Origin of the sequence: Pseudomonas sp. ATCC PTA-122608, from assembly GCF_001952855.1 — a bacterium.
Taxonomy (GTDB): domain Bacteria; phylum Pseudomonadota; class Gammaproteobacteria; order Pseudomonadales; family Pseudomonadaceae; genus Aquipseudomonas.
On the sequence record NZ_LPNO01000006.1, the window covers coordinates 176431 to 193424 of the forward strand.

General features: G+C 61.4%; 13 protein-coding genes and 1 pseudogene. 6 read left to right on the forward strand and 8 right to left on the reverse strand.

Annotation, left to right across the window (positions count from 1 at the left end):
* Window positions 1–16 precede the first annotated feature (16 nt).
* The 3 genes and pseudogenes from AU074_RS07960 (at window position 17) to AU074_RS07970 (ending at window position 2820) form a co-directional block, all read left to right on the forward strand.
* Window positions 17–544: a TRAP transporter small permease gene (locus tag AU074_RS07960; RefSeq protein ID WP_076014345.1), complete on the forward strand. Its 528-nt coding sequence runs from the start codon at window positions 17–19 to the stop codon at window positions 542–544.
* Entirely contained in the window at window positions 545–1825 is a 1281-nt protein-coding gene (locus AU074_RS07965) for a TRAP transporter large permease (RefSeq protein WP_010166793.1), read from the forward strand. It abuts the gene before it with no gap.
* A gap of 166 nt (window positions 1826–1991) precedes the next feature.
* Window positions 1992–2820 (forward strand): annotated as a pseudogene (locus tag AU074_RS07970) (aldose 1-epimerase).
* A gap of 122 nt (window positions 2821–2942) precedes the next feature.
* Here the strand turns inward: AU074_RS07970 and AU074_RS07975 are convergent.
* From AU074_RS07975 to ercA, 5 genes are all read right to left on the reverse strand, one after another.
* Window positions 2943–4088, reverse strand: coding sequence for an HlyD family secretion protein (locus AU074_RS07975; RefSeq protein WP_076014258.1), 1146 nt, complete (start codon window positions 4086–4088; stop codon window positions 2943–2945).
* Entirely contained in the window at window positions 4085–5743 is a 1659-nt protein-coding gene (locus AU074_RS07980; RefSeq protein ID WP_076014259.1) for an MFS transporter, read from the reverse strand. The genes AU074_RS07975 and AU074_RS07980 overlap by 4 nt, the downstream gene beginning before the upstream one ends.
* A 1082-nt stretch (window positions 5744–6825) precedes the next feature.
* On the reverse strand, window positions 6826–8304 hold the full coding sequence (locus tag AU074_RS07990) for a DASS family sodium-coupled anion symporter (protein WP_076014260.1): 1479 nt from the start codon (window positions 8302–8304) through the stop codon (window positions 6826–6828).
* A gap of 79 nt (window positions 8305–8383) precedes the next feature.
* Window positions 8384–9754, reverse strand: a complete 1371-nt coding sequence (locus AU074_RS07995) for a hybrid sensor histidine kinase/response regulator (protein WP_076014261.1) — start codon at window positions 9752–9754, stop codon at window positions 8384–8386.
* Window positions 9738–10901, reverse strand: a complete 1164-nt coding sequence (gene ercA, locus AU074_RS08000; RefSeq protein WP_076014262.1) for an alcohol dehydrogenase-like regulatory protein ErcA — start codon at window positions 10899–10901, stop codon at window positions 9738–9740. Before ercA ends, AU074_RS07995 begins: the two co-directional genes overlap by 17 nt.
* A gap of 237 nt (window positions 10902–11138) precedes the next feature.
* Here ercA and AU074_RS08005 point away from each other — a divergent pair, with 237 nt between their 5' ends.
* On the forward strand, window positions 11139–11804 hold the full coding sequence (locus AU074_RS08005) for a response regulator transcription factor (RefSeq protein WP_076014263.1): 666 nt from the start codon (window positions 11139–11141) through the stop codon (window positions 11802–11804).
* A gap of 38 nt (window positions 11805–11842) precedes the next feature.
* On the opposite strand, the gene AU074_RS08010 is transcribed toward AU074_RS08005, so the two are convergent.
* Together AU074_RS08010 and AU074_RS08015 are read right to left on the reverse strand one after the other, a co-directional pair.
* Complete coding sequence (locus AU074_RS08010) at window positions 11843–12658, reverse strand: sulfite exporter TauE/SafE family protein (RefSeq protein WP_076014264.1); 816 nt, start codon at window positions 12656–12658, stop codon at window positions 11843–11845.
* Between the two features lie 9 nt (window positions 12659–12667).
* Entirely contained in the window at window positions 12668–13912 is a 1245-nt protein-coding gene (locus tag AU074_RS08015) for an FAD/NAD(P)-binding oxidoreductase (RefSeq protein ID WP_076014265.1), read from the reverse strand.
* Window positions 13913–14091: 179 nt separating this feature from the next.
* Between AU074_RS08015 and AU074_RS08020 the strand changes: the two genes are divergently transcribed.
* The gene (locus AU074_RS08020) at window positions 14092–14955 is read left to right on the forward strand and encodes an MBL fold metallo-hydrolase (RefSeq protein WP_076014266.1); all 864 of its coding nucleotides are present in this window, start codon (window positions 14092–14094) and stop codon (window positions 14953–14955) included.
* Window positions 14956–15077: 122 nt separating this feature from the next.
* Here AU074_RS08020 and bkdR read toward each other — a convergent pair whose 3' ends face one another.
* Window positions 15078–15563, reverse strand: coding sequence for a Bkd operon transcriptional regulator BkdR (gene bkdR / locus AU074_RS08025; RefSeq protein WP_003212855.1), 486 nt, complete (start codon window positions 15561–15563; stop codon window positions 15078–15080).
* Between the two features lie 195 nt (window positions 15564–15758).
* Between bkdR and AU074_RS08030 the strand changes: the two genes are divergently transcribed.
* Complete coding sequence (locus AU074_RS08030; RefSeq protein WP_076014267.1) at window positions 15759–16994, forward strand: 3-methyl-2-oxobutanoate dehydrogenase (2-methylpropanoyl-transferring) subunit alpha; 1236 nt, start codon at window positions 15759–15761, stop codon at window positions 16992–16994.

Here is a 16994-nt window from a genome sequence, read left to right on the forward strand (position 1 = left end):
GGTCACGGTGAACGCCATGAAGAATTTACTGCTGCGCATCAACGACCGCATTTACATGAGCTGCATCTGGGTCGCCGGCCTCGCCGTTCTCGGCGTCGCGCTGATCATCCCCTGGGGCATCTTCGCCCGCTACATTCTAGGCACCGGTTCCAGCTGGCCGGAGCCCACCGCCATCCTGTTGATGCTGGTGTTCACCTTTGTCGGCGCCGCCGCCAGTTACCGCGCCGGGGCGCATATGTCGGTGGCCATGGTCACCGACCGCCTGCCACCTGACCAGCGCCAAATCGTCGGTATCATTTCGCAATTGCTGATGGGCACCATCTGCCTGTTCATGACGATCTGGGGCAGCAAATTGTGCCTGTCCACCTGGAACCAGTTCATGAGCGCCATGCCGACCTTGCGGGTGGGCATCACCTACATGCCGATCCCGATTGGCGGCTTGCTGACGCTGATTTTTGTGCTGGAAAAACTCCTGCTGGGTGACCAGAGCAACCGTCGGGTCGTGCGCTTCGACCTGGTTGAAGAAAGTGAAGGGGCTGCCTGAATGGACGCATTGATTCTGTTGGGCAGCTTTATCGCCTTGATCCTGATTGGCATGCCGGTGGCTTACGCCCTGGGGCTTTCTGCGCTGATCGGCGCGTGGTGGATCGACATTCCGTTCCAGGCCCTGATGATTCAGGTGGCTGGCGGGGTGAACAAGTTTTCGTTGATGGCGATTCCGTTCTTTGTACTGGCCGGGGCGATCATGGCCGAGGGCGGCATGTCCCGCCGGCTGGTGGCGTTTGCCGGGGTGCTGGTGGGCTTTGTACGCGGCGGCTTGTCCCTGGTGAACATCATGGCCTCGACGTTTTTTGGGGCGATCTCCGGCTCGTCGGTGGCTGATACGGCCTCCGTCGGTTCGGTGCTGATTCCGGAAATGGAACGCCAGGGCTATCCCCGTGAGTTCGCCACCGCCGTCACCGTGAGCGGCTCGGTGCAGGCCTTGCTGACGCCTCCCAGCCACAACTCGGTGCTCTACTCCCTGGCGGCCGGCGGTACCGTATCCATCGCCTCGCTGTTCATGGCCGGCGTGGTCCCGGGCCTGCTGATGAGCGCGTGCCTGATGGTGCTGTGCCTGATCTTCGCGAAAAAGCGCAACTACCCCAAAGGCGAAGTGATTCCCCTGAAACAGGCACTGAAAATCTGCGCCGACGCCCTGTGGGGCTTGATGGCCATGGTGATCATTCTTGGCGGGATTCTGTCGGGTATCTTCACCGCTACCGAGTCGGCGGCGATTGCCGTGTTGTGGGCATTCTTCGTGACCATGTTCATCTACCGCGACTACAAATGGAGCGAGTTGCCCAAGCTGATGCACCGCACGGTGCGCACCATTTCCATCGTGATGATCCTGATCGCGTTCGCCGCCAGCTTCGGCTACATCATGACCCTGATGCAGATCCCGGCGAAGATCACCACGATGTTCCTGACCCTGTCGGACAACCGCTATGTGATCCTGATGTGCATCAACGCCATGTTGCTGTTGCTGGGCACGGTGATGGACATGGCGCCGCTGATTTTGATCCTCACGCCGATCCTGTTGCCGGTCGTGCTGGGCATCGGCGTCGACCCGGTGCACTTCGGCATGATCATGCTGGTGAACCTCGGGATCGGCCTGATCACCCCGCCCGTGGGCGCGGTGCTGTTTGTGGGGGCGGCGGTGGGCAAGGTCAGCATTGAGAAGACCGTGAAGGCGCTGCTGCCGTTTTATGGCGTACTGTTTCTGGTGCTGATGGCTGTGACCTACATTCCGGCGTTGTCGTTGTGGTTGCCGGGGTTGGTGCTATAAGCCCCACACTGTGTGTAGCGAGGGAGCTGTTGTGGCGAGGGAGCTTGCTCCCGCTGGAGTGCGAAGCGCTCCCGCTTTTTTGGGGCCGCTACGCAGCCCAGCGGGAGCAAGCTCCCTCGCCCCCTGCCACAGAAGCATTCATCATCCAATAGGTCTGCTGACACTCATGATGCTTGAACTCGAAGACAACCTCACCCACCTGACGCTGGCACCAGCGTTGGGTGGCAGCCTCGTCAACTGGACCGTGCGCAGCAGCGGCCAGCCCTTGCTGCGCCACACCGATCAACAGGCGTTGGCCAGCGGCCTACCGGGCAAGCTGGGGTGTTTCCCACTGGCGCCCTGGTCGAATCGGATTGCCGAGGGTGGCTTTGATAACCCGTCTGGGTGGTTGGCACTCGAACCCAACAGCCCGGCAGCAGGCGTGGCACGTGGTCAGGCAGTCGGTGGATGAGGTGGTGCTGCAACTGGACTGCAGCACACCCTTTGCGTATCGCGCCGAGCAGCGGGTTCAGTTGAAAGACGGCAGGTTGAGCATCACGTTGCGCGTCACCCATCTGGCGGAAAAAGCGGCGTGGCATGGGCTGGGATTGCATCCGTATCTGCCCCGCAGGCCCGGCACACAATTGCAGGCCAAGGCTGGGCAGGTGTGGATGAGTGATGCATCGAAATTACCTACGGGGCTGGCTGCCGTACCCGTCGAGTGGGATTTCCAGCAGCTCAAATCGTTGCCCGAGACGCTGGTGGATAACGGTTTTTGCCAATGGGACGGGCGCTGCGTCATCCAGCAGCCAGACCTGGGTTATACCCTGGAATGCCAGGCCACCGGCAGCGACTACTACCTGCTGTACTGCCCGCCGGGGCTGGACTTTTTCTGCTTCGAGCCGGTGAGTCATCCGGTGAATGCCCATCACCTGCCGGGCAGGCCGGGGCTAAAGATGCTAGAGCAAAGCGAATCAGCCGAACTCGGCTTCAGCCTGCAATACAACCCCCTCTAGCAACACAAAACCAATGTGGGAGCGGGCTTGCTCGCGAATGCGGTGGATCAGTCAACCCATCTGCGACTGACACTCCGCATTCGCGAGCAAGCCTGCTCCCACATTTTGATCTCCATTGTGTCTTAGGGTGGGGTGTTTTTCAGGCGCCCCGCCGTGTCGATACTCACCACCACCGACAACCCCGGCCGCAGCCGCTCACTCTGCTCCTGCCCCGGGTCGACGGTGATCCGCACCGGCACCCGCTGGGCGATCTTCACAAAGTTGCCAGTGGCGTTATCCGCCTGCAACAGGCTGAACTCCGAGCCGGTCGCAGGTGAAATACGCTGCACCGTGCCGTGAAACTTGCGATGGTCCAGGGCATCCACAGTGAAGGTCACCGGCTGGCCAACCTGCACGTTGTCCATCTGGGTTTCCTTCATGTTGGCAATCACCCACAGCTGGTTCGGCACCAGCGCCATCAACTGCGCACCGCTGTTGACGTAGGCTCCGAGGCGCACGCCAATCTGCCCCAGTTGCCCGTCACGCGGGGCGATGATGCGGGTGTTCGACAGGTCGATACGTGCCAGCTCCACCGCCGCATCGGCATTGGCCACCGCCGCCTCCAACGAACCGCGATTGACGATTACCGTCTGCAAATCCTGCCGGGCGATTTCCAGGCTGGCTTGAGCCTGGGCCACGGCTGCGATGGTTTGCGCATTGGCCGCACGGGTCACGTCCAGCTCACGCTTGGACACCGAACCGTCGCTGATCAACTCTTCGTTGCGGCGCAGGTCAGCGGTGCTCTTGCGCGCCTGGGCCTGGCTGTCAGCCAAGGCAGCCTGACGCAGCTTGATGGTCGCCTCGGCACTGTTGCGTTGCTGCACCACATTGGCCAGGGACGCCTGCTGCACCGCCAGTTGCGCCAGGGCTTGGTCGAGGCGCTGCTTGTAGATGCGGTCATCGAGGCGCACCAGCAAATCCCCGGCCTTGACGTACTGGAAGTCCGTCACCGGCACTTCATACACGTAGCCGCTGAGCTGTGGCCCGATGATCGTCACCTGGCCACGCACCAGGGCGTTCTCGGTGGTTTCCACGGCGCTGCTGAAGGGCGGCAACTGCCAGGCGTAGAGCACGATCAGCACGCCGATAATCGCAATTGCGGCAAAGCCCATGGAGGAGATGATGCGCACCCGCAAGGAGCGCGGTTCGGTAGCCGGCATGCTCGGCGGTGCGGTGCCTTCCGGCGTGGAAGCGATGGCGTTGGTGGTGGTCGTCGTCGGTTCGGTCATGAAGAAAGTGCGCCGCTGGGTTGAACGGGAGGCGCTGCACTGGCGGCAGCTTTAGTGGTACTTATCAGCCAGAGGCTGCGGATAAAAATCCAGATCATGGTGAGTATGGCGATGATCGCAATCAGCATGAACACATCGTTATAGGCCATCACATTCGCCTCACGGGTGGCCGCGGTGGCCAGGCTGCGAATGCCCATCAGGTTACGCAACTCGGGGTCGGCGATCACCCCGCCATAGGCCGAGCCGCCACTGGCCACCCGCGCCGCCACACGCGGGTCGAGCAAGGTCAGGTGTTCGACGATCATGCTGGAATGAAATTTCTCCCGCACGATCTGGAACGTGCCCAGCAACGCCGCGCCAATCAGCCCGCCGAGGTTCTGGCAGATCCCGAACAGCACCGAGAAACTCACCAGGTTCCTGGGGTTGGTCAGCACGTTTTTCGTGCCTAAAACCATGGTCGGCCCAAGAAAGAACGTGCCGCCAAAGCCTAGCAGGAACTGGCTGACGTACATGTTTTGCGGGCGCGTGAGGTTGCTGGAAAAACTGTCCATCACTGAACCCGTGGCCATGAAGGCCAGGGAGATGATCAAGGGCATCAGCAAATGCGAGGGGTTGATGGTCAGCGCGCTGGTGGCCAGGCCGGCAATCGCCCCCGCCAGCATCACCCAATACAGCGTGCGCATCTGTTCGTTGCTCATGTTCAGCATTTGCATGAAGCCGACGGCGCCGGTGGACTGCTCCGAAAGCACCATGCGAATCAGGACCACCGCCAGCGCCAGGCGAATCATCACCCCGCTGCCCAGCCAGCGGGTCATCAGCAACGGGTTGGAGCGGTTATGTTCGATGGCCAGGCCGGCCATGATCAGCACCAGTGAGCAGGCCGACGCCACGCCGATCCACGGCGCTTCTAGCCACCAGTCGATACGGCCCAGGGACAGTACCGCGCAGAGCAAGGCGACGCCGGTGGCGAGGATGGCGAAGGTGAGGAAGTCGAGTTTTTCGAAGGTCTTGAAGCGGTCACCCGGGGGCAGCTTGAGCAGGAATACGCAGCCCAGGCAGGTCAGCGCCATGCCCAGTTCGAACAGGTACAGGCCACGCCATTCGGCGATTTGCAGCAGGTCTTCGGAAAACAATCGGGCCAGGGGTAATGCCAGTTGCGCAGTGCCGAGGCCGAGCACCAGGGCTTTCATCCGCCATTTTGCGGGGAAGGCCTGGATCATGTAGTACAGGCCCAGGGAGCTGAGGGCGGCGCCGACCATGCCGTGGGCGGCGCGTACGGCGATGGCCGAGCTGAGGTCGTTGACGAACAGGTGGCCGAAGGTGACCAGGGCGTAGAGCACCAGGAACACTTCGGTGAACGCACGCAGGCCGAACTGCTGGCGGAATTTTACCAGCAGCAGGTTCATTGAGACGTTGGTCATGACGTAGGCGGCGGGGAGCCAGGCCATCTCGGCCGTCGTGGCGCCCAGGGCACCCTGGAGGTACACAAGGTTGGCGATCACCAGCGAGTTGCCGAGGCCACCGGTGATTGCCACGAGCACGCCGACGAGGGCGTAGGCCCAGCGTTTGCGGGTGGAATGCAGCGGCGTCGACGGCGAGCCCGGCAGGCTCGGGCGTTCGTGGGGCTGCCAGGTGTGGGGGGTGTATTTGTCCATTCAGTGGCCTTGATGACCGGCGTTTGGGGCCGGTGGAACGGTTACTCAGGGAGTAGTAAACCTGAGTGGAGTTCAACTTGCCATCTTGGGAGGGGTTTGGGCGGTTGGGGGTGTATATCCGTTGCTGCGGTCAGGGCCGCTATTGGTTCCGCTCTTACAGCCAGCCCTTTCAAGGTCTTTGGAAAAAGCCTCAAAACATGATCATTTTTTGACCAAAAGAGATGTTGACTGAACCAAATTCAACTCGTTTTTTTCTTAATTTCAGCCTGGAATAGGCGTAGGACGCGATTTAGGCAAAGACCTTGAAAGGGCTGGCTCTTACAGCGGCTCACTTTTGAAAAGCGCAAAAGTAAGCAAAACGCTCTTGCCCCACCACTCGGCACCTCGCTTGGGCTCGGTGTGCCCTCACTCCGGCTTTGGAGCGTGGGCCGCCGCGATGGGCCATCCTTGGCCCAGCGCGGCTAACCCGGCGTCCTGCCGGGTTACCCACGCTCCAAAGCCTGCGTTCGGCCAGCGTGGTTTAACGGGGCGCCTAAGATCAAGATCAACAGCAGATCAAGGGCACAGCGGCCTACAGGCCGGCTTGAGTGTGGTGAAGCAACAGCAACAGCAAGATCAGAAGCGGGCACGGTCCAAATGTGGGAGCGGGCTTGCTCGCGAAGGTCGTTAACGATGACGCTGGCATTCTGAATGAACGCGGCGACCTCAGGTTTTTCGCGAGCACGCTCGCTCCTACAGAAAAGCAGCTTTGCTTTCGCTCTTAACACTCAAGCCGGCCGGTAGGCCGCTGTGCTCTTGCTTTTGATCTGCTTTTGATCTGACTGCCCCATTCAGCCCGAGGCCGAACGCAGGTATTGCGGAGCGGGTAAACCGGCAGGACGCCGGTTTAGCCGCGCCGGGCCATGGATGGCCCGTCGCGGCGGCCCGCGGAGCAATGCCGGAGTGAGGGAACGCCGAGCCTAGGCGAGGCGCCGACAGGCGGGGCAGAGCGTTTTGGTTACTTTTGCGCTTTTCAAAAGTGACCCGCTGTAAGAGCGGAACCATAGGCGGCCGTTACCTAAATAACGGATATGCCCCCCCCCTCAAACCCACCCCAACCAACTCCAATACGTAGCAGCAAACACCAACATCAACCCATACCCCACCAGCGTCACCAAAATCCCAACCTTGGCAAACTGCCGAGCCGTAAACGTCCCGGTCCCCAAACACACCATATTCTGCGGAGCATTGATGGGCAGGATAAACCCGTAGCTCATCACAAACCCCAGCAACATCGTCATCCCCAGCCGACTGAACTCCCCGGGCAACGTCTGCAACACCGCAATCAAAATCGGCAACAACGCCGAGGTCAACGCCGTGGCACTGGCAAACCCCAAATGAATCACGATCAAAAACGCCCCCAGAATCGCAAACACCCCCAGCGACCCCACCTGGTCCAAGCCGGTATGCGCCACCACCTGCGCCCCCAGCCACTGCCCCGCCTGGGTCGTCAGCAACGCCGTACCCAGGCTGATACCCACACCAAACACAATCACCGTGCCCCACGGAATCCGCGACTGCACATCCTTCCAGGTCATCACCCCAATCCCCGGCATCAGCAAAAACACCAACCCGGCGTACGTCGTCGAAGTCGTATCAAAGCTGTGCAGTCGTCCCTCGGTCGCCCACGCCAGCAGCAGTAATACCGACACCGTCAGCAACCGCTTCTGCGGCCCCGTCATCGGCCCGATATCCACCAGCGACTGCGCCACCGCCTCCTTGCCCCCGGGAATGCTGTCACTTTCCGGCGGCAGCAGCTTCAACACCAAAAACAACAACACCGCCGACATGATCACCGCCCACGGCGCCCCGGCAATCAACCAATCGATCCACGACACCCGCTGCCCCAGCATCTTGTCCATGAAGCCAACCGTCAGCAGGTTCTGCGCCGCCGCCGTCTGAATCCCGACGTTCCAGATGCTCGTGCCCTGAGCCACGACGATCATGATCCCCGCTGCGATATTGGAGCGCTTGTCCACGCCGAACGCCGCAATCACCCCCATCATGATCGGCACCACACACGCGCTGCGCGCCGTCGCGCTGGGCACCACCAGGCTGAGGAGGATGGTCACGGCAATTGCCCCGACGAGAATCCCCCGGGTGCTGGTACCCACGCGGGTCAGGGTGACCAACGCAATGCGCCGGTCCAGTCCGGTATGGGTCATGGCTGCCGCGATAAACAACGCACCCGCCACCAACGCCAATGCCGGGTTGGAAAACCCCGTCAACGCCATGCTGATCGCCGGGCTGGAGCCGATCAGGTGCGTGGGGTCTTGCAGCGACGGCGCGGTGCCGAGCAAAAACGCCATCAACGATGTGATCATGATCGCGCTGGCCTCATAGGAGACCGCTTCGGTGATCCACACCACCACCGCAAACGCGAGGATCGCCAGCATCCGGTGCCCGGCCACCGGCAAATCGGCCGGCAGCGGCAACAGCAGCACGCCGACCATCACCAGTACGCCGGCCACCAGGCCCAGGGGCAACTTGAATGAAGCAGCAGTTGTTGCGGGGGCACTCATGGGGTTCTCCGTCGGCCTTTAAATCAGGCCCGCAGCATGAGGCAAAGCGTCACGCCCGGTGTTGACGGGTATCAAGTGGCTAGGCCAATAACTGGGTCAACACCGCCCGCAACTTGCCGGGCTTGACCGGTTTGTTCAGCAATGGCACGTCCAGCCGCTGCAATGCACGGCGGCATTGGTCGGTGCGGTCGGCGGTGATAATCACTGCCGGAATCCTGTGGCCAAAATGCTCGCGCAACTGGCGCACTACCTCACAGCCCACCACGCCATGGTCCAGGTGATAGTCCGCGAGAATCAGCTCCGGTGCCCTGCCCTGCAACGCAACCAGTGCGCCGGCCTGATCGGTAGCAGTGACCACCTCGCAGCCCCACTGCCCAAGCAGCGCGCTCATGCTGTCGAGGATGCTGACTTCGTTATCCAGCACCAGCAGGCGGCGGCCCGGCAGCGGGTTGCCGGTGCTCGGTTGCGCGGCCACCACGCTGATGGGCAGCGGCATGTCCTCGCTGATGGGAACTTCGATGCTGAACATCGAACCGCGCCCCGGCCACGAACGCACCGCCACCGGATAACCGAGGACCTCGGCGATGCGCTCGACAATCGCCAACCCCAGTCCCACGCCCTTGCGGTCGGCGGCGCGACCCACGTCCAGTTGATTGAACTCCAGGAAGATGGAGTGCAGACGGTCCGCCGCAATTCCGCGCCCGGTGTCCCACACCTCCAGGCGCAACCGCTCACCCCGGCGGCGGGCGCCCAGCAGAATGCAGCCGGCGCTGGTGTAGCGGCAGGCGTTGCTGAGAAAGTTGCGCAGGATCCGCGTCACCAGCCGCAGATCGGTGTTGATTGCGTAATGGCCTGTACGCGCCCGCAGGTTCAGCCCGGACGCCGCGGCCACCGACTGGAATTCCGAGACCAGCGGTGCGAACAGTTCGTCGAGACGGTACAGGGCAATGTCCGGCTTGACCGCCGCTTGATCGAGTCGGGAAATGTCCAGCAAGTCGGTGAGCAAATCCTCGGCGCCTTCCAAGGCCTGGTGGGTGCGCTCCACCAACACGTGTTCGACGCTGGGCAAGTTGCGCTCGCGCAGGGTGGAGATCAGCAAGCGCGCGGCGTTGAGGGGTTGCAGCAGGTCATGACTGGCGGCGGCAAGGTATTTGTCCTTGCTGCGGTTGGCGGCCTGTGCGGCATCCCGGGCATCGCGCAGGTCCTGCTCGATCTTCTCGCGCTGGGCGATTTGCTGTTGCAGGTTGCGGTTGGCTTCCAGCAACTCGTCGGTACGCGCCGCGACCCGCTGCTCCAATTCGTCGTTGAGGCGGATGTAGCGTTTGCGCTCGGCTTCCAGTTCGTCGAGGCGCGCGGTCAGTTCGGGGTAATGGCTCTTGCGCGCCGATTGGTTGCCCAGCCCCAGCAGCCCCGCGAGTGCCCGTTGCTGATCGTCAGAGAGCTTCGCCATAGACGACCTCAACGTCACGCTGGCTGGATTCACGCGGGTTGGTAAGGATGCATGGGTCGTGCATGGCGTGCTGCGACAGAAAGGGAATGTCCGCCACTCGAATCCCATGCAGGCCGAGGGTTTCATGGAAGCCGATCGCGTGCTTCAAGGCGATCAGATGGTCCACCAGCCGGCCGCAGATTTGCCGGTGGTTGAGGCCCCGGCAATCAATGCCGAAGGTCTCGGCAATCACCTTGAAACGCTCCGGTGCTGCGCTGTAGTTGAACGCCACCACATGTTCCACCAGCACTGCGTTGCACAGGCCATGGGGCAGGTCGAGAAAGCCACCAAGGCTGTGGGACATGGCATGCACCGCGCCGAGGATCGCATTGGAAAACGCCAGCCCGGCCTGCATGCTGCCCAGCATGATTTTCTCCCGCAGGGCGATGTCGCCGGGGTTGGCGATCATCTGTACCAGATTGCCATTGATCAGACGCATGGCTTCCAGCGCGTGGGGATCCGTCAGCGGGCCGTGGCCAGTGGACACGAAGGCCTCGATGGCATGCACCAGCGCATCGATGCCGGTACAGGCCGAGAGAAACGGGTCCATGCTCGCCGTGGTTTCCGGGTCGATCAGCGATACATCGGGCACCACCGCCTTGCTGACGATGGAGAACTTCATGCGCTCCTGCTGGTTGGAAATGATCACGAACTGCGAGACATCCGCCGAGGAGCCGGCGGTGGTCGGGATCAGGATCAGCGGCGGGCTCGGCACGCGGATGGTGTCGACGCCTTCGAACTCGAGGATGCTGCAGCCATGGGCGACCACGATGCCGATGGCCTTGCCGCAGTCCATCGGGCTGCCGCCACCGACGGCGACGATCACGTCGCAATGGTTTTCACGGTAGACCTCCGCGCCGAGCATCACCTCTTCAACCCGGGGGTTGGGCGAGACGGCGGTGTACAGGCAGTAGTCGATGCCGATGGCTTGCAGGCTGGCCTCGACATCGGCCACCCAGCCGACAACCACCACGCCGGGATCGCTCACCACCAGCACCTTGCGCGCGCCAAAGGTCTTGGCGTAGTTGCCGACGTTGTGCCGGCAGCCAGCGCCAAAGATGATTTCAGGGGAAACGAATTTACGCAGCAGACTCAGGTTCGGGCTCATTGGTAAGCCTGTTTTTATTATTCTGGAAGATGCACTCCACACTAACCCATCCGGCACTGAATGCAATCAGACCAATGGGTAGCGCTGAAACCGCGACGCACGGCACGATCTACTACTTTGGTACTGATTCCCCTCTCTATCGTCGCATTCCCAAGGCATCGAGACTGGCATGTAATGGGCGCATGCCCCTATGGATGGGACCTGCTTAAATAAGCAAAAATAATAAGGTGAACGGCCATGTACAAAATTCTGATTGCCGACGATCACCCACTGTTTCGCGAAGCGATCCACAACGTCATCAGCGACGGGTTCCCGGGCAGCGAAGTGATGGAAACCGGCGACCTGGACAGCGCCCTGGCCCTGAGCCAGGAGCACGATGACCTGGATCTGATCCTGCTGGACCTGAACATGCCCGGCATGCACGGCCTCAATGGCCTGATCAACCTGCGCAACGAGTCGCCGACGATTCCGGTGGTGATCGTGTCTGCCGAGCAGGACAAGCAGGTCGTGCTGCAAGCCATCACCTATGGCGCGGTGGGGTTTATCACGAAGTCCTCGCCCAGGCTGCAGATGACCGAGGCGATCCAACAGATTCTCAACGGCAATGTGTATTTGCCGCCGGAGATTATTCGCAGCCAGAAAATCGGCGGGCAACGGCGCATGAATGATTGCCTGGGGCTTGCGCCGGAACTGCTGCAGGCCCTGACCCGCAAGCAATTGCTGGTGCTGGAGCGGATGACCAAGGGCGACTCGAACAAGCAAATTGCCTATAGCCTGGAGATTGCCGAGACCACGGTGAAGGCCCATGTCTCGGCGATCCTGCGCAAGTTGAATGTGCACAATCGGGTGCAGGCGATTCTCAGTGCCGGGGACATCGACTTCGGCTCCTACCTACGGCGCTGATACCGCAATACCCGTAGGAGCGGGATGTTGAGCGCATTTCAAGGCACCTGAATGAGGGCCCGAAACAGCATGCCCGCCGCCACCAGCACACACAGCGTGGCAAAACCAACCTGCAAGGTGCGCGCCTTGATCACCGAGCACAGGCGCCGCCCCGCCAACATGCCGACAATGCTCGACCCGATAAACACCCAGCCCATCGGCTCGATCCTGACCCCGGCATGAAACGCGCCGATCACGCCGATCAACGAGATCAGGCTGATCACCATCAGCGAGGTGGCGACGATGCCGCGCATCTGCACATCGGTCAGTTGCTTGAACGCCGGTACGATCAGGAAGCCACCGCCCACACCGAGCAAGCCCGAGACCGCACCGGTCACCGCGCCCAGGGCCGCCAGGGTGGCGGTGCATTTGGCGGTCCAGGAAAAGCGTCCGGTCTGTTGATCGAGCATGCAATTCTTCTGGCCCCAGGATGCGGTGCCGTGGTCGCTCGGCCCGGCTTCAAGCTTCTCGCGTTGCAGCATGCGCCAGGCCACCAGCACCATCAGCGCGCTGAACAGGCCCATCAGGACCTTCTCCGGCATCTGATGGGCGAAGAACACCCCAAGCGGCGAAAACAGCGCGCCGAGCAGCGCAATCAGCAGCGCCGCGCGGTAACGCACCAGGCCATGGCGCAAGCCATCGATAGCCCCCACGGCGGCGGCGGCCCCCACCGCGAACAACGACACGGGCGCGGCCTGGGTCATGGTCAAACCCAGCCCCAACACCAGCGCCGGGACGCCAAGGATGCCGCCTCCGGCACCGGTCAAGCCCATGACCAACCCCATCAACACGCCAAAAAAACTTGCCAGCAGCATAGGGTTGCCTCAATCCACCTTGGCCAGTCGGGTCAGCCACTCGCGGCCCTTGAGCATGCCGTTCCAGTAGAACCACGGCAGGAAACTCGCCTTGAGGAACCATGCCGAACGCCGTGCCACGGTCGGGTCAAGGGGAAAGGTCGGCAGCAGCTTGCCGCCGTAGCCGAACTCGGCCAGTACCACCTTGCCCTTCTCCACCGTCAGCGGGCAGGAACCGTAGCCGTCGTACTTGAGCGGCATCGGTGCCTGTTTGCGCAGGGCCAGCAGGTTTTCCGCCACCACCACGATTTGCTTGCGCACCGCCGCGGCGGTCTTGGCGTTGGTGGTGGAGCACACATCGCCCAGGCCGAAGATATGCGGGTAGCGCAAGTGTTGAAGGCTCTGGGGGTTCACTTCGCACCAGCCGGCGGCATCGGCCAGGGGGCTTTGGCGGATGAAGTCCGGAGAAACTTGCGGCGGGACGACGTGCAGCAGGTCGAAGGTTTTCTCTTCGACGCGCACATTGCCTTCGGCGTCCTTGATCTCGAACCAGGCCTTGCGCGCCGGGCCGTCGACCTTGACCAGGTTGGAGTTGAACGCCAGTTGCGCCGAGTACTTTTCAACGTACTTCATCAGCGGCGGCACGAAGGTAGGTACACCAAACAAGGCAGCGCCGGCCAGGTTGAATTCGACCTTGATGTTTTTCAGGTCACCCTGCCTGAGCCAGTGATCGCACGACAGGTACATGGCTTTTTGCGGGGCGCCGGCGCATTTGATCGGCATGGCCGGCTGGGTGAACAGCGCCGTGCCATGCTTGAGTTGCTGCACCAGTTGCCAGGTGTAGGCGGCGTGTTCGTAGCTGTAGTTGGACGTTACGCCATGCTGGCCAAGGGTCTCTGGCAAGCCTTCGATTTTTTCCCAGGCCAGGCGCAGGCCCGGGCAGACAATCAGGTTTTTCCAGCTGACGCGCTGGTCGCTGTCGAGCACCAGGGTTTGCTCGTCGGGCAGTAATTCGCTGACCGCCGCCTGGATCCAGGTGACGCCGTTGGGCAGCACGTCGGCCATGGGGCGCACGGTCTTGGTAACGTCATAGGCGCCGCCGCCCACCAAGGTCCAGGCCGGTTGGTAGTAGTGGTGGTCGCTGGGTTCGATCAGGATGATGTTCAGGTGCGGGTCGCGCTTGAGCAGGCTGGCCAACAGGCCGATGCCCGCCGAGCCGCCACCGATGACAACGATATCGCCACTGATGGTAGGTCCCCAGTGTTGGTCGTTCATGGTCTATGGCCTTTTTTAGTTAATGCACGCAAGGGTCGTTGCCGTATGGCATCACGCCCTAGCTGTTTGCCACCACGATGCCATCCTTTGCCTCGGGTCCTTTAATTCACTTAAGCTCACAAGGTTATGTGGAAACCTAACTGAATGTAAGTCGCCATTAGCTATCTGGGAAACACGTCATGTCAGCGTTGATTCAATCCTTTCTGGACGAGGCGTCGTCGACCTACACCTACGTCGTCTATGAAACGGACGGTGGCCAATGCGCCATCGTTGATTCGGTGCTCAACTACGACCCGGCCTCCGGACGCACCGGTACCGGCCAGGCGGACAAGGTGGTCGCGTTTGTGCGCGAGCATCGCTTGCAGGTGCAGTGGTTGCTGGAAACCCATGCCCATGCGGATCACTTGTCGGCGGCGCCGTATCTGCGTCGGCAGCTGGGGGGCAAGATCGCGATTGGGGAGTCCATCAGCAAGGTACAGGGGGTGTTCAAGAACCTGTTCAACCTGGAACCGGAGTTTCGGGTAGATGGGTCGCAGTTCGACCACCTGTTTGCGCCGGATGAGGTGTTTCACATCGGTAATCTGAAGGCCCAGGCGCTACATGTACCGGGGCATACGCCGGCGGATATGGCTTACCTGATTGATGACCAGTTGATTCTGGTGGGCGACACGCTGTTCATGCCGGATGTGGGGACGGCGCGCTGCGATTTCCCTGGCGGCGATGCGCGCCAGCTCTTTGCGTCGATGCGCAAGTTGTTGGCGTTCCCGCCGCAGACCCGCCTGTATGTCTGCCATGACTATCCGCCCGAAGGGCGCGCCGCCAAGTGTCTGACTACAGTGGCTGAGCAAAGGGCGGGGAATATTCATGTGCATGATGGGGTGGATGAGGCGGCGTTTGTCGAGATGCGCACCACGCGGGATGCCGGGTTGGGCATGCCTACATTGTTGCTGCCGGCGATTCAGGTGAATGTGCGGGCCGGGGTGATGCCGCCGGCGGAGGAGAATGGGGTGGTGTATCTGAAGATTCCGCTCAACCAACTGTGAAACGCATTACAAAATGTGGGAGCGGGCTTGCTCGCGAATGCGGAGTGTCAGTCACCGAAGATATAGACTGGTACACCGCATTCGCGAGCAAGCCCGCTCCCACATTTGTTTTGTGTCGCTCATTAACCGAGGTTGATGCCATTCGCCGGTAGCGGCAGCGCAGTTTTGTAGCGCACTTGCTTGAGGGCAAAGCTGGAGCGGATGTTGGCGACACCGGGGACTTTGGTCAGGAAGTCCATCATGAAGCGCTCCAGGGACTGGATGGTGGGCACCAGCACCCGAATCAAATAGTCGGGATCGCCGGCCATCAGGTAGCACTCCATCACTTCGGGACGATCCGAAATCGCCCCTTCAAATTGCTGCAACGCCAGTTCGTTCTGTTTTTCCAGGCTGACGTGGATGAACACATTGACGTGCAGCCCCAGCAGGTCGGCGTCCAGCAGTGTCACTTGGTCGCGAATAAGCCCCAGCTCTTCCATGGCCTTGACCCGGTTGAAACACGGGGTGGGCGACAGGTTCACCGAGCGGGCCAGGTCGGCGTTGGTGATGCGGGCGTTCTCCTGAAGGGCGTTCAGAATACCGATATCGATACGGTCCAGTTTGCGCATGAGACAAAACCACCTGTTTATTATGTTTATGCAGTTTTTTTATCCCCAAATGATCTCCAACGCAATGAAACAGAGATAAATATTCTCCTGCCCCGAGCCTATGATTGTTGTAGGACAAGATTTCTTCTACCCGAAGACGGACTGTCAGCTACCGCGCCCACTACAAGAAATTCACAAGATAGAGCGTAGAAAGCCATGACTCAGCAGTATGAACCACTGCGCCTGCACGTCCCCGAACCCTCGGGCCGCCCAGGCTGCAAGACCGACTTTACCTACCTGCGCCTGACTGACGCAGGCACGGTGCGCAAACCCCCAATTGACGTAGAACCCGCCGACACCGCCGACCTGGCCAAAGGCCTGATTCGCGTGCTCGACGATCAGGGCCAGGCCCTCGGCCCGTGGGCTGAAGGCGTGCCGGTCGAGATTCTGCGCAAGGGCATGCGCGCCATGCTCAAGACGCGGATTTTCGACAACCGCATGGTGGTCGCCCAGCGTCAGAAAAAGATGTCGTTCTACATGCAAAGCCTCGGCGAAGAAGCCATCGGCAGCGCCCAGGCCCTGGCGTTGAACATCGACGACATGTGCTTCCCCACCTACCGCCAGCAAAGCATCCTGATGGCCCGCGAAGTGCCGCTGGCAGACCTGATCTGCCAACTGCTGTCCAACGAGCGCGACCCGCTCAAGGGCCGCCAGTTGCCGATCATGTACTCGGTAAAAGACTTCGGCTTCTTCACGATTTCCGGCAACCTCGCCACGCAATTCGTACAGGGTGTGGGCTGGGGCATGGCCTCGGCGATCAAGGGCGATACCAAGATTGCCTCGGCCTGGATCGGCGACGGCGCCACCGCTGAGTCCGACTTCCACACCGCCCTCACCTTCGCCCACGTGTACCGGGCGCCGGTGATCCTTAACGTAGTGAATAACCAGTGGGCGATCTCCACCTTCCAGGCCATCGCCGGCGGTGAAGCCACGACCTTTGCCGGACGCGGCGTGGGTTGCGGCATCGCCTCCCTGCGGGTGGACGGCAACGATTTTGTCGCGGTGTACGCCGCCTCCGCCTGGGCCGCCGAACGCGCCCGTCGCAACCTGGGGCCAACCCTGATCGAGTGGGTGACCTATCGCGCCGGCCCGCACTCCACTTCAGACGACCCGTCCAAATACCGTCCCGCCGACGACTGGAGCCACTTCCCGCTGGGCGACCCGATTGCTCGCCTCAAGCAGCACCTGATCCGCATCAACCAGTGGTCCGAAGAGGAACACGCGGCGGTCAGTGCCGAACTTGAAGCCGAAGTGATCAAGGCCCAGAAAGAAGCCGAACAGTACGGCACCCTGGCCGGTGGCCAGATTCCAAGCGCCGCGACCATGTTCGAAGACGTCTATAAAGAGATGCCGGAGCACTTGAAGCGCCAGCGTCAAGAGTTGGGGGTCTGA